This is a genomic window from Herbaspirillum sp. WGmk3, assembly GCF_023952535.1.
Lineage (GTDB): Bacteria > Pseudomonadota > Gammaproteobacteria > Burkholderiales > Burkholderiaceae_D > Herbaspirillum > Herbaspirillum huttiense.
Window position 1 is genome coordinate 69945 of record NZ_JAKYWT010000002.1, and the last position, 13656, is coordinate 83600.

12 protein-coding genes and 1 tRNA gene are annotated in these 13656 nt (G+C 62.0%); 9 read left to right on the forward strand and 4 right to left on the reverse strand.

From position 1 onward, the window contains the following. Positions 1–53: 53 nt before the first annotated feature. The 6 genes from MKD49_RS06345 (at position 54) to pnuC (ending at position 6064) form a co-directional block, all read left to right on the forward strand. A complete protein-coding gene (locus MKD49_RS06345; RefSeq protein ID WP_199725069.1) occupies positions 54–872 on the forward strand; it encodes an alpha/beta fold hydrolase in 819 nt (272 codons plus the stop codon). Positions 873–1051: 179 nt separating this feature from the next. Beyond that, positions 1052–2722: a CTP synthase gene (locus tag MKD49_RS06350; RefSeq protein ID WP_039785542.1), complete on the forward strand. Its 1671-nt coding sequence runs from the start codon at positions 1052–1054 to the stop codon at positions 2720–2722. After that, positions 2719–3573: a 3-deoxy-8-phosphooctulonate synthase gene (gene kdsA, locus MKD49_RS06355; protein WP_121041675.1), complete on the forward strand. Its 855-nt coding sequence runs from the start codon at positions 2719–2721 to the stop codon at positions 3571–3573. The genes MKD49_RS06350 and kdsA overlap by 4 nt, the downstream gene beginning before the upstream one ends. Before the next feature lie 131 nt (positions 3574–3704). Beyond that, a complete protein-coding gene (gene eno, locus MKD49_RS06360) occupies positions 3705–4988 on the forward strand; it encodes a phosphopyruvate hydratase (protein ID WP_039785546.1) in 1284 nt (427 codons plus the stop codon). A gap of 54 nt (positions 4989–5042) precedes the next feature. After that, on the forward strand, positions 5043–5435 hold the full coding sequence (ftsB, locus tag MKD49_RS06365) for a cell division protein FtsB (RefSeq protein WP_121041673.1): 393 nt from the start codon (positions 5043–5045) through the stop codon (positions 5433–5435). Positions 5436–5458: 23 nt separating this feature from the next. Beyond that, complete coding sequence (gene pnuC / locus MKD49_RS06370; RefSeq protein WP_134135877.1) at positions 5459–6064, forward strand: nicotinamide riboside transporter PnuC; 606 nt, start codon at positions 5459–5461, stop codon at positions 6062–6064. Positions 6065–6084: 20 nt separating this feature from the next. On the opposite strand, the gene MKD49_RS06375 is transcribed toward pnuC, so the two are convergent. From MKD49_RS06375 to MKD49_RS06385, 3 genes are all read right to left on the reverse strand, one after another. After that, complete coding sequence (locus MKD49_RS06375; protein ID WP_034332073.1) at positions 6085–7707, reverse strand: GGDEF domain-containing protein; 1623 nt, start codon at positions 7705–7707, stop codon at positions 6085–6087. 295 nt (positions 7708–8002) lie between these two features. Continuing rightward, entirely contained in the window at positions 8003–8656 is a 654-nt protein-coding gene (locus MKD49_RS06380) for a response regulator transcription factor (protein WP_121041669.1), read from the reverse strand. A 74-nt stretch (positions 8657–8730) separates the two neighbouring features. Then, positions 8731–9390 carry a sensor histidine kinase gene (locus tag MKD49_RS06385; protein WP_252695817.1) on the reverse strand — a complete coding sequence of 220 codons (660 nt, stop codon included), beginning with the start codon at positions 9388–9390 and terminating at the stop codon, positions 8731–8733. A gap of 231 nt (positions 9391–9621) precedes the next feature. Between MKD49_RS06385 and MKD49_RS06390 the strand changes: the two genes are divergently transcribed. Then, positions 9622–9698: transfer RNA gene (locus MKD49_RS06390), tRNA-Arg, on the forward strand. Between the two features lie 115 nt (positions 9699–9813). On the opposite strand, the gene MKD49_RS06395 is transcribed toward MKD49_RS06390, so the two are convergent. Continuing rightward, complete coding sequence (locus MKD49_RS06395) at positions 9814–10251, reverse strand: response regulator (protein WP_209581517.1); 438 nt, start codon at positions 10249–10251, stop codon at positions 9814–9816. 461 nt (positions 10252–10712) lie between these two features. On the opposite strand from MKD49_RS06395, the gene MKD49_RS06400 reads away from it, so the two are divergent. Both MKD49_RS06400 and MKD49_RS06405 read left to right on the forward strand, forming a co-directional pair. Beyond that, positions 10713–11828 (forward strand): patatin-like phospholipase family protein, encoded by a 1116-nt coding sequence (locus MKD49_RS06400; RefSeq protein ID WP_121041664.1) that lies wholly within the window; start codon positions 10713–10715, stop codon positions 11826–11828. Between the two features lie 105 nt (positions 11829–11933). Beyond that, entirely contained in the window at positions 11934–13574 is a 1641-nt protein-coding gene (locus MKD49_RS06405) for a methyl-accepting chemotaxis protein (protein ID WP_121041662.1), read from the forward strand. Positions 13575–13656 lie beyond the last annotated feature (82 nt).

Sequence of the window (13656 nt, forward strand, 5' to 3'; positions counted from 1 at the left end):
GCGGCGCTGGCCGTTTTGCTATGCTGCGGCCATTGCCCAGCCTGTGCCTTTCCATGAGCCATCCGATTCTTCATTTCGCCCACGCCAACAGCTATCCGGCGGGGACTTACGGCATGTTCTTCGAGCAGCTGCGCGCCCATTACGATGTGCGTGCCTTGCCGATCCACGCCCACAATCCGCGCTTCCCGGTCGATGACGGCTGGCGTACCCTGGCCCGCGAGCTGCGCGAGGAGCTGGAGCGCAGCTACACCGAACCGGTGATCCTGGTCGGCCATTCCATGGGCGGTATCCTGGCGCTGATGGCTGCGCGCAAGCGGCCTGCGCTGGTGCGCTGCGTGGTGCTGCTGGATTCGCCCATCGTGGCTGGCTGGCGTGCGCACCTGCTGCGTCTGGCTAAGATCCTCAAATACGAGAGCCGCCATTCGCCCTCGGTGGCCTCGGCGCGCCGCCGCGACAACTGGCCCGACATGGAAGCGGCTTATCAGCATTACGCGGCCAAGTCCCTGTTTGCTGCGTGGCCGCAGCAGGTGCTGCGCGACTACGTGCAGCATGGGCTGGTGCCCCAGCCGGGCGGGGGCGTCAGGCTGCGCTTCTCGAGGGAGACCGAAACGGCGGTCTACCGCACCATTCCGCATCACCTCGGGCGTCTGGCGCGCCAGACCTATCCGGTGCCGGTGGGCTTCGTCGGTGGCGTCGATTCGGTCGAGTGCCGCCTGGCCGGACTGGACGCCACGCGCCGGCTGGTCGGACCGAATTTCCTGCAGATCGCCGGAGGGCACCTGTTCCCGATGGAGTCGCCGGTGGAGGCGGCCCAAGCCACGCACGCCATGATCGGGCAGCTGTTGCAGGGCAGGGGGCTTCAGGTTAAATAGCGCGGAGATGAACCAATCTGCCGGGATGATGGTCAAGAAGCCATTCCCGGCGGCCGGGCATGTTTTCCTGCTGCAAGTTTGTCGATGGCGAGACACTAATCGCAAGCAGGCTTAAAAAACGAGCCGGTTTTGGGGTATAATTTGAATTTCCCGCATGTGCCGTTCGGCACTCATCTGTAATGACCAAGTTTGTATTTGTCACTGGCGGCGTCGTGTCTTCCCTGGGTAAAGGGATTGCCGCCGCGTCCCTCGCTGCGATCCTCGAATCGCGCGGCCTCAAAGTCACCCTCCTGAAGCTCGATCCCTACATCAACGTCGACCCCGGCACGATGAGCCCGTTGCAGCACGGTGAAGTGTTCGTCACCGATGACGGCGCCGAAACCGACCTCGACCTGGGCCACTACGAGCGTTTCATCTCGGCCAAGATGAAGAAGGTGAACAATTTCACCACCGGCCAGGTGTATGAATCGGTGATCCGCAAGGAACGCCGTGGCGAATACCTGGGCAAGACCGTCCAGGTGATCCCGCACATTACCAACGAGATCCAGGAATTCATCCATCGTGGTGCCGAAGGTTTCGAAGTGGCGCTGGTGGAAATCGGCGGTACCGTCGGTGACATCGAGTCGCTGCCCTTCCTGGAAGCTGCGCGCCAGCTGAGCCTGCGCTCCGGCCGCAACGCCACCGCCTTCGTCCACCTGACCCTGGTGCCGTTCCTGGCCTCGGCCGGCGAACTCAAGACCAAGCCCACCCAGCACAGCGTGCAGAAGCTGCGCGAGATCGGCATTTCGCCCGACGCGCTGCTGTGCCGTGCCGACCGCCGCATTCCTGACGACGAACGCGACAAGATCTCGCTGTTCTCCAACGTCGCCGCCGACGCCGTCATTTCGGTGTGGGATGCCGATAGCATCTACAAGATTCCGCAGATGCTGCACGACCAGGGTTTGGATACCATCATCTGCGAAAAGCTGGGCCTGTCGCCCAAGCCGGCCGATCTGTCAATGTGGGACAAGCTGATCGATGCGCAGAACAATCCTTCGCACGAAGTCACCATCGGCATGGTCGGCAAGTATGTCGACCTGACCGAGTCCTACAAGTCCCTGACCGAAGCGCTGCGCCACGCCGGCATCCATACCGGCAGCCGCGTCAACATCGAGTATCTGGATTCGGAAGAGATCGAAGCCAACGGCACCGACAGCCTGAACAAGTACGATGCCATCCTGGTGCCGGGCGGCTTCGGCAAGCGCGGCGTGGAAGGCAAGATTGCCGCCGCCCGCTACGCCCGTGAGAACAAGGTTCCGTATCTGGGCATCTGCTTGGGCATGCAAGTGGCCCTGCTGGAATACGCGCGCAACAAGGCCGGCCTGTCCAAGGCCAACTCGACCGAGTTCGATCCGGATACCGAGCAACCGGTGGTGGCCCTGATCGACGAATGGCAGAACCATGATGGCAAGGTCGAGCGTCGCGATGCCAATTCCGACCTGGGCGGCACCATGCGCCTGGGCGCGCAGACCTGTGCGGTCAAGCCGGGTACCCTGGCGGCAGAGATCTATGGCGACAGCGTGACCGAGCGTCACCGCCATCGCTATGAAGCCAACAACTTCTACCTGACCCGTGTGGAAGAAGCCGGCATGGTGGTTTCGGCCCGTACCCCGACCGAAGACCTGTGCGAAATCATGGAACTGCCGCGCACCGGCGAGAACGCTCACCCGTTCTACATCGGCGTGCAATATCACCCGGAGTTCAAGTCCACCCCGCGTGATGGCCATCCGCTGTTCATTTCCTACATCCGTGCAGCCCTGGCGCATCACGCCGAGTTGCAGCAGGATGCCGCTGCAAAGGGCAAAGCATGAAACTGTGCGGTTTTGATGTCGGTCTGGAACACCCGTTCTTCCTGATCGCCGGCACCTGCGTGATCGAGTCCGAGCAGATGGCGCTCGACACCGCCGGTACCCTGAAGGAGATCACGACGGAACTGGGTATCCCGTTCATCTACAAGTCGTCCTTCGACAAGGCCAACCGTTCTTCGGGTACCTCGTTCCGTGGCCTGGGCATGGAGAAGGGTCTGGAGATCCTGGCCAAGGTCAAGAAGGAAATCGGTGTGCCGGTTCTCACCGACATCCACGAGATCGACGAGATCAAGCCCGTGGCCGCCGTGGTGGATGTGCTGCAGACGCCGGCCTTCCTGTGCCGCCAGACCGACTTCATCCGCGCCTGTGCGCAATCGGGCAAGCCGGTCAATATCAAGAAGGGCCAGTTCCTGGCACCGCACGACATGGTCAACGTCATCGACAAGGCCCGTGCTGCTGCCAAGGAAGCCGGGCTGCCGACCGACCAGTTCATGGCCTGCGAGCGCGGCGCTTCGTTCGGCTACAACAACCTGGTGTCCGATATGCGCAGCCTGGCCATCATGCGCGAAACCGGCGCTCCGGTGGTGTTTGATGCCACCCATTCGGTGCAGCTGCCGGGCGGGCAGGGCACGTCGTCAGGCGGTCAGCGCGAGTTCGTGCCGGTGCTGGCGCGCGCCGCCATTGCCGTCGGCATTTCGGGTGTGTTCATGGAAACCCACCCGAACCCCGCCGAAGCCAAGTCGGATGGTCCCAATGCCGTGCCACTGGCGCGCATGAAGGATTTGCTGGGCACGATGATCGATCTGGATCGCATCGTGAAGAAGGCAGGCTTCCTGGAAAACAATTTTTCCTGATGTGTGCATGAAACGGCTGCCGCCCGGCGGCCGTTTCATCATGGGCGCAACGCACGCTGACAGGGTGCGGCTGTCCCGGCCACCGGGCCTGCACCCGCCAACAATTTTTAAAACCTCGATGGAGATCTGGAATGAGTGCAATCGTTGATATTATCGGCCGCGAAGTGATCGACTCGCGTGGCAATCCGACCGTGGAATGCGACGTGCTGCTGGAATCCGGCGTGCTGGGCCGCGCTGCCGTGCCTTCGGGCGCCTCCACCGGTTCGCGCGAAGCGATCGAACTGCGCGACGGCGACAAGAGCCGCTACTTCGGCAAGGGCGTGCTGCAAGCCTGCGAAAACATCAACACCGAGATCTCGGAAGCCATCATGGGCCTGGACGCCAATGAGCAAGCCTTCCTGGATCGCACCCTGATCGACCTGGACGGCACCGAGAACAAGAGCCGCCTGGGTGCCAACGCCATGCTGGCCGTCTCGATGGCCGTGGCCAAGGCCGCTGCCGAAGAATCGGGCCTGCCCCTGTACCGTTACTTCGGTGGCAGCGGCTCCATGCAGATGCCGGTGCCGATGATGAACGTCATCAACGGCGGTGCCCACGCCGACAACAACCTGGATATCCAGGAATTCATGATCATCCCGGTCGGCGCACCGAGCTTCCGTGAAGCCCTGCGCTACGGCGCCGAGGTGTTCCACACCCTCAAGAAGATCCTGCACGACCGCGGCCTCGCCACCTCCGTCGGCGACGAAGGCGGCTTCGCCCCGAACGTCTCGAGCCACGAAGAAGCCATCAAGCTGATCATCGAAGCCATCGAGAAGGCCGGCTACGAGCCGGGCACCCAGATTGCCCTGGGCCTGGACTGCGCCGCTTCCGAGTACTACAAGGACGGCAACTATCACCTGGCCGGTGAAAACATGGTGCTGACCCCGGCGCAAAAGACCGGCCTGCTGGCATCCTGGTGCGACAAGTACCCGATCATCAGCATCGAAGACGGCATGGCCGAGAACGACTGGGCCGGCTGGAAGCTCTTGACCGAAACCCTGGGCAAGAAGGTGCAACTGGTGGGCGACGACCTGTTCGTCACCAACACCAAGATCCTCAAGGAAGGTATCGACAAGGGCATCGGCAACTCGATCCTCATCAAGATCAACCAGATCGGCACCCTGACCGAGACCTTCGCCGCCATCGAAATGGCCAAGCGCGCTGGCTACACCGCCGTGATCTCGCACCGTTCGGGCGAAACCGAAGACTCGACCATCGCCGATATCGCCGTGGGCATGAACGCCCTGCAGATCAAGACCGGCTCCATGTCGCGTTCGGATCGCATGGCCAAGTACAACCAGCTGCTGCGTATCGAAGAAGATCTGGGCGACATCGCCAGCTACCCCGGCCGCGCTGCGTTCTACAACCTGAAGTAAACAAGCTTGCGGTGCCGACCCTGAAGGCAGGCACCGCATCGAGAGCTCCCGGCTATGCGCCTGATCATCCTTTGCCTGTCCTTCCTGCTGGTCGTGATCCAGTATCCTCTTTGGCTGGGGAAGGGTGGCTGGTTCAAGGTCTGGGAGCTCGACCGCCAGGTTCAACTGGCACACAAGAAGAACGACGAACTCAAGGAACGCAACGCCAAGCTGTCCTCTGAAGTGGACGACCTGAAGCAGTCCAAGGGGGCCGTCGAGGAACGTGCACGCTTTGAGCTGGGCATGATCCGCCAGAACGAAATCTTCATTCAGCTGCTCGATGGCAGCTCCGGCAAGCCTGCGGCAGCCGTCAATCCGAATCCCTACATGCCTGGTTCCGGGCAGCCCAACAGTGTCTCCGTGCCGGCCAATGCGCCCGCCGCCGGTGGCCGTGTCGCCTCGCGCTGAGCACCTGCAGTTTTTTCCTTCACATGCGTCCTGATACCCCGCTGGTGTGGCTTGGCCTGAGCACCACGCCACTGGAACTGGTCTCCTTCGCGCTGGCCGTGATCACGGTCTGGCTCAATATTCGCCAGAATCACTGGGCATGGCTGTTTTCGATTCTCTCTTCGTTGTTGTACGCGGCCGTCTTCGCCGATGCGCGCCTCTATGGCGACGCCGGCTTGCAGTTCGTCTTCGTGGCAGTGTCAGTATGGGGCTGGACGCAGTGGCTGCGTGGCGGCGACCAGCACCAGGCTTTGCAGGTATCGCAGTTGGCCGCACGTGGCTGGGCAATCATGGCAGTCGCCTGGCTGGGCGGGTGGCTGCTGCTGTCCTGGTTCCTGCAGCGTTATACCGACACCGATGTGCCGCATATGGATGGCTTCCTCACGGCGGGCAGCCTGGTCGGGCAGTTCCTGTTGTCTCGGAAGAAGCTGGAAAACTGGCTGGTCTGGATCGCGGTGGACGTGCTCTACGTCGGCCTGTATCTCTACAAGCACCTGACGCTCACCGCCATCCTGTACGCACTGTTCGTGCTGATGGCGATGGCCGGCTGGCGCAGCTGGCAGCGTGCGCTGGCGGACATGCGGCGCTGAAGCGCCGGCAGCGGATCCCTTCAGTCCGGCGACGGCAGGCTGGGAGCGTCCGCCGGCGGATCGGCAAAGACGATGCGGTTCTTGCCGGCATTCTTTGCCTTGTACAGCGCCACGTCGGTGCGCTTGAGCAATTCGGCCTGGCTCTCGCCGGGATGATAGACCGACACGCCGGCACTGAAGGTAATCAGCAGGCGCTGGCTTTCATGCATGAAGATGCGCTTGGTCAGTTCGCGCTGTACGCGGGTGATGATCTGCACCGCATCCTGCGGGCTGGTCTCCGGCATGAGGATGACGAACTCTTCGCCGCCGAAACGCGCAATCACATCCAGCTTGCGCAAGGTTTCCCGGATCACCTGCACCAAGTGCACCAGCACTTCGTCGCCGGTGGCGTGACCATGCGTGTCATTGATGCGCTTGAAATCATCCAGGTCCAGCAAGGCCACACACAGTGGCGTTTCGCGGCGCAGGGCGTTGGCGATCTCGCGATCCAGGGATTCATCCATGCCGCGCCGGTTGAGGCTGCCCGTCAACTGGTCTTCGCGCACCAGTTCACCCATCTGCTGCAATTGCTGTTCCAGCGCCTGGATACGTTCTTCGGCTTTTTCCACTTCCTGGCGCGCATCGACCATGGCGTCGCGCGAGCGGGTGGCTTCTTCCTGGGCCTTCTGCGTCTCGGTCATGATTTCGCTGAGCACGCTGTTCAGATCGGCGATGTTGCCGGCCTGGCTGATCTGCTGCGAGAAGCCGCGAATGGTGCGCTGGTAGTTGTCGGTGGTGGAGACCATGGCCGAGAGCCGGTCCACGAAGGTCAGCATCATGTTCTTGACCACCACTTTTTCCTCGGACAGCGTGTTCTTCAGCAGGCCCTGCTTGTAGATCACTTCCTTGAGGTTCTTGGTGGCATCGGCCAGCGAGGTATTGCTGAGCGGACCGGCGATCAGGCTCTGTACGGTTTCGATCTGGCTCGACAGCCAGGAGCCTTGTTCCAGTAGCCCGTTGATGTTTTCCAGCAGCAGCTGGAACAGGCGCATCAGCAATTCCTGCTGCTGGGCCATGTCGTCGGTCTTGAGCTCGATCTGGAAGCTCAGCTGCTTGACGCGGGTGATGATCTCGTTCATCGCCTGCTCGGAGAACGCCATTTTGAGATCCTGGCCGCTGTTGCGCGACTCGTTGGCCAGTTCCGGTGCGGTCGAGAGCAGCGAGGGCAGGTTGAAGACCAGGATGCGGGCCAGCATTTCGCGCAGCATCTTCTCCTTGATGCTGTCGCGGATGAATTGCCGTTCCAGGTCGATCGGCACCAGTTCACCATGCGGCACGGCCGGTTTGGCCGGTACGATGGGTCGGCTCTGCCAGTTGGCGTCAGCGAACTCGATCAACTGGCGCTCGAACTCGGTCCAGTCGCCATTCTCGCGGGCGCGCACCAGGCGCGTGCCCAGCAATCCGTTTTCCCCTGGCTGGCGCGAGAGCTTGGTGGCGAAGGTACTCAGTACCGACTCGGCCGTCACGCCGGGCATGCCCCCCTGGATTTCCTCGTAGGCGATGCGATAGGCATCCGGGGTAGGCGAGATGCGACGCGCCCCAAGCCTCTGGAAAGCTTCTCGGGCGATCTCGACGGGCGTGAGCGTGGTCGGTTTCTTGGACATGCCGGCTGGTGACTGTATTGTTGGTGTGATTGTCTGTGTGCCACGGGGAATTTCCTACGGTATCGGCGCAGGCAGGCATTGCTTGAGCACGGCCTTCCACCCCGATCATCGTGCGGACGCACCCTGGTCTCCCCCCTCAGTTGCAGTCCGTTGCCGCTCGCCCGGAAGGGAGAGGCAAAAATGACAACTAATTGTACGTCAGCGCCTGTTCTCTGGATGCATTTAATAGGAGGAGAAAAGCCCCTTTCCAACTGGGAAGCCAGCGCTTCCCGCGTGACGGGAGCGTGGCGATGGCTTACTCGACCAGATTGTTCTTGAGTGCGTAGTGGGTGAGTTCCGCGTTGTGGCGCATCTTCATTTTGGCCAGCACGCGCGAGCGATACATGCTGATGGTCTTGACCGACAGCAGCAGTTCGCTGGCGATGTCGCTGACGGTCTTGCCGGAGGCGATCATGACCATGGTCTGGTATTCCCGGTCGGAGAGGGTTTCATGCAGCGGGGTGTCGTGGTCGAAGCCGATCTGGTTGGCCAGTTCCTGCGCCAGCGAGGGGCTCACGTACTTGCGCCCGGCCGCCGCCTGGCGGATGGCGGCCAGCAGCTCACCCGGGCTGGCCTGCTTGTTCAGGAAACCGGCGGCCCCCGCCTTGAGCGAGCGGATCGCGTATTGGTCTTCGCGATGGATGGACAGGATCAGCACCGGCAGGTCCGGCTGTTCCTTGCGGATCTGCTTGAGGATATCGATACCGCTGCGGTCGGGCAGCACGATGTCCAGCAACATGACATCGCCATTGCCTTCGCGGGCCAGCTTGATGGCCTCCAGCCCGTTGGCGGCATTGCCGGCCACGACGATGTCCTTGCTGCCGGCGCAGATCTGGCGCAGGCCTTCGCGCACGATGGCGTGGTCGTCGGCGATCAGGACCTTGATGGCGGCGGTGGATTTCTTGCTCATGGGCGGACGGCGACACTCCTCTGGAAGCCTTGCTGCATGCTGCTGAAGGCGAGGGCGTATTCTATAGCGTTCATTCAGTGTGCGACAGGTATGCAGATATGTACGCGAGAACCATGTCCTGCGCGCGCCTCCCATGCGGCGCTGCCGCCCAGGGCTGCGGCGCGCTGGCGCATGTTGGCCAGGCCATGGCCACGCCTGCCATCGCGCCCGGTAGCGGCGGGGTCGAAGCCACGGCCGTTGTCGTCGATGTGCAGATGCAGGCTGTCGCGGGTCTGCTCCACGCGAACCTCGACCTGACTGGCGGCAGCGTGTCTCGCAATATTGTTGAGTGCCTCCCGCAGGATGCGCAGCAGGCTCAGTACCAGGAAGTCGTCCTGTACTGCCAACTGATCCGTGGCCAGGAACCGGCAATCCACTCCGCTCTGGCGGCTGAAGTGGCGGCACTGCCAGCGCAGGGCATCGGCCAGGCCGAACTCGACGATGGGCGGATGCAGATCGTCAATGATGCGCTCCATGCCCTCGCGTGCCTGCTGCAGCAATTGCGCCGCGTAGTCGGCTTGGGGCAGGGCGGCATGGCGCTCCAAGGCCAGCTGTTCGCGCAACTGGCCCAGCGCCATGCCGATGCCGGTCAGCTGCGCGCCCAGCTCATCATGCAGATCGCGGGCGATGCGCGTGCGTTCTTCTTCACGTAGGCGAAAAGCGGCGGACAGGGCGGGGGCAGCTGGATCGGACATTCGGGGCGGATCAGGTCAACGGTGGTGAATATTCCTTCATAATAGCTGTGAGGGACCGGCTGGTCATCCATCCTGCATCAATAGCGTAGATGCGCCGTTGGCGTTCGGTGGCCGTGGCGTTCAGGACCCATGGGATGAAGAGGGAAGAAAAGCCGAATTTCTCGTCAGGCAAAAAAATTTCAAAAAGGGCCTTCCCAAACGGGAAAACATGCTGCTATAATTTTGTTTTTCGCGGCTGTAGCTCAGCTGGATAGAGTACTTGGCTACGAACCAAGGGGTCGTGGGTTCGATTCCTGCCAGCCGCACCAGATTTAAAGGGTCCATCGCAAGATGGACCCTTTTGTCTTTTCTGCTTCCGTTTTTGTTTTCCGGTGTCTTCTCTGTGGTGTCGCTCCGTGCGGCAGGCAGGGTGTCGTCGCAGGATCAGCCTGGTTCTGTTGTCACCGGAGGATGTTGCAGCCAGTAATTCACGGTCTGGTTGATCAGCAGCATGAACTCCCTTGCATCCACCGGTTTGACCAGATAGTCATTGGCCCCCGCTTCTCGCGAGCGGGTGGCGTCGGTTTCGTCGTAGGACGTGGCAAACATGATGACCGGCAGGGTCTGTGTATGTGGCTGGCTGCGCAGCATGTGCAGCAGGTCCAGGCCTTCCATGCGCGGCAGGCGGGGTTCCAGCAGGATCAGGCAGGGCAGGGTGTCGGGGTGGTGTTGTGCGTGCGGGCTGAACAGCGATTCCATGGCCCGTTCCGCATCTTCGAACCAGCCGAAGTCGCACTCCAGCTTGCTGCGCCAAAGGCTGAAGCGCGCCAGTTCCACCGACTCCGGACTGGGATCGACCATCAATATGCTGGGGCGAGACATGCGTTATGTGCGGGACTGGGTATTGTTTTTTGAATGTTGCATTTCTGATTTCCGGCAAGTTTGACATAGCAGGGTGCAGAAATCCATTATTGAATACGCTCGCCAAGCCCGGCAGCGCTTGAGTCTCCCCGATACGACGCATTCCGCCGCGAGCGCGCGTTACCGCAGTGAGCTTACGTGAGAATTACAACGCAAGCTTGATTGCCCCCTCCCGACGCCATTTGCCGTGCTCCTCGGCCTCGATACTGGATCATTCAATTTCTGAATGCCAGATATGCGTGAATAAAATCTCGCACTGCAGCATTTCTTCATTGCTGCTCGGCTATATTCCTGACAGCCGCGTCACAGGTTGAGACGAAATTACGTCGTAAACCGTCATCGCGTACGTGGCAGCGATGCTTCCGGTGCATCGCACAAAAAATCCAAAAAAATCAGGACAGGCATTCAACAAGGGGAGTGCAATGAAGGTGTCGCCACGACGAAACAGAAAGGCCTTGGTCATCGGGGGCGGGGCGCCCAATTCGACCTTGATCGCCGGGGCACTGGCGGCCTTCCTCGCGGAAGGGGTGGAGTTCGATGTCATCTCGGCCTCCGGTGCCGGGGTGCTCATGGGCTTGCTGGCGACCGCACCGCGCGACGCCGCGCCGCAGGACGCACTGATGCAATGGGCGGAAGTGGGTGTGGCCGACAGCATCTACAAGCTGTTCCCGGTCAACTACAAGGTCTTCAAAAAGCCGGGGGCGCAGGCGGAGAACTACCGCGATGCCATGCTGGCGCAATGGCAGCAGATGCCGGGCCTGGCCGCCTCGCCCTTCGCCGCCATGTTCAATCAACACTTCGCCGACGCCTCGGCCAAGTGGAATGACTGGATGCATCTGATGATGTCGGCCTTGTCACCTTCCGACCTGCATTCGGGCAGCCTGGGACTGTGCGCCCATCTTCCCTTCCTCGAGCAATCGATCGATTTTTCGGCGGTGCCGCAGATGCGCCCCGAGTTCTACATCAACGCCTACAACCTCGACCGCCACCAGATGCAGATCTGGAGCAAGGAGCAGATCACGGCGGCGCATGTGCGGGCCTCGCTGTCCTTTCCCTTCCTGTATGCACCCACCGAGATCGATGGCGAGCACTACATCGAAGGCGCGGCGCTCGATACGCTCAACTTCACGCCTTTCATCACCGATCCGGCCACCGGCGTGGCGCCGGCCGGTGAGGTCGATACCCTGGTGGTGCTGGACATCTTGGGCGAGGATCGCCTGATCCGCAAGCCGCGCAACCTGTATGACGCCTGGGTGCGTTCCATCATCACGCCGCTGGTCAAGATCTCCCAGACCGAGCAGCGTCTCTTCGAGCTGGAACACAACCGTGATCCCGCGACCGGCGCGCCGCTGCGCCAGGTGCTCAAGGTCGATCTGATGGCCGGAGTGCCGCAGGATCACTGGCCGCAGGTGCTGGACTGGTCCGCTTCCAACATGCAGCTGCTGTTCGGCGTGGGATATCGCGCCGGCGTCGACTTCTGTCGCCAGCACGGCGAGCTGCTGGGTGCCGTGGCGCAGGATGCGCCGCTGGCCGCGTAGGCGGGCGGGTTGGCCAGCGGGCCTGTTTCTTCATCTCCTTGTTTTGTTGTGTAGCTGAACCGGCGCGCTGCGGCGCGCTTTCCTTTCTCCGGTGAATTTTCCATCATGACCATTACCAAGCGCCTCATCCTCACTCTCTCGACAGCCCTGCTGGCGCTGCTGTTCGTCGGTGCCGACGGACTCTGGCAATTGCAGCGCGCCCAGCAGCGTCTGGAACTGATCCAGAACCGCATCATTCCGGGCATGGACAGCCTCAACCTGCTGAAGGGCTATCTGGCCGATTCACGCCTGGCCGGCTATCGCCTCTCGGTCTTTGCCAACCTGCCCGACAAGACCGCGTTGCAGAAGGCGGTCGATGCCTCCAACAAGGCGCTGGATGAGGAATTCGCCCACTATGAGCGCGATCTCATCTTCGATGAGAAGGACCGCGCCCTGATCCAGGCCGACAAGGCCAACATCGAGGCCTACCGCAAGGCTCTGGTGCCATTCTTCGCCGCGGCTTATGCCAATGACATGGACGGCGTGCGCGCCACGCTGCAGGCCGGGACACCGCTGGCGGTGTCGGCGGCTGCTGCCAAGAAGGGTTTCGACGACCACATTCTGGTGGGTCGCCAGATGATCGATACCGTCAAGCAGGAGAGCGATGCCGCCTATGCCTTCGCATTGCGCGCGATGATCGCCGTGATCGTGGTGGCGGTGCTGCTGACCGGCGTGCTGGGCATCCGCACCCTGCGCAGCGTCACGCGCAGCCTGGGCAAGATCCAGCAGACCTTCGAGCATGTCAGCCAGACGCTGGACCTGTCGCGTCCGGTGCCGGTGGAACGCATGGATGAAATCGGCCGCACCGCTGCTGCCTTCAACAAGCTGCTGGCCCGCATTGTCGATGTGGTGGCGACGACCCGTACCTCGACCGATTCGGTAACCGTGGCGGCGCGCCAGATTGCCGCCGGCAATGCCGACCTGTCGGCCCGTACCGAACAGCAGGCGGCAGCGCTGGAGGAAAGCGCGTCCAGCCTGGAGGAGCTGACCTCGGTGGTGCTCCAGAACACTCAGAACGCCCGTCAGGCCAATGAGCTGGCGCAATCGGCGTCGCACATCGCCTCGCAAGGCGGTGACGTGGTGCGCCAGGTCGTCGATACCATGAACTCCATCAATGCCTCCTCGCGCAAGATCGTCGACATCATTGCGGTCATCGATGGCATTGCCTTCCAGACCAATATCCTGGCGCTCAATGCGGCAGTGGAAGCGGCCCGTGCCGGAGAGCAGGGACGCGGTTTTGCCGTCGTTGCCTCTGAAGTTCGTTCGCTGGCGCAGCGCTCGGCCGCCGCTGCCAAGGAAATCAAGGAGCTGATCGACGACTCCGTGGACAAGGTCGGCAGCGGCAGCAAGCTGGTCGAGCAGGCGGGCGCCACCATGAGCGATATCGTCGATAGCGTGCAGCGCGTGACCCAGATCGTGGGCAACATCGCCGACGCCAGCGAGGAGCAGAGCGCCGGCATCACCCAGGTCAACCAGGCCATTTCGCAAATGGACCAGGGCACCCAGCAGAATGCGGCGCTGGTGGAAGAGGCGGCCGCAGCAGCCCAGGCCTTGCAGGGCCAGGCGGAGAAGCTGGAAAGCGTGGTTGCCGTCTTCAAGCTGGAAGGGCGCGCAGCCATGCCTGTGCGCAGCGTGGAGGTGAAGCCGGTGGCGGCACCGCGAGCACCGGTGGCCGCTGGCCAGATCGCTGAGCTGGAAGAATTCTGAGCGCTGAGTTCCGAATCCTGACTCCCGGATTCTGAACCCGGCACCGGTGGCAGCCTGCCGCTACCGGCGCACTCCGCACCCT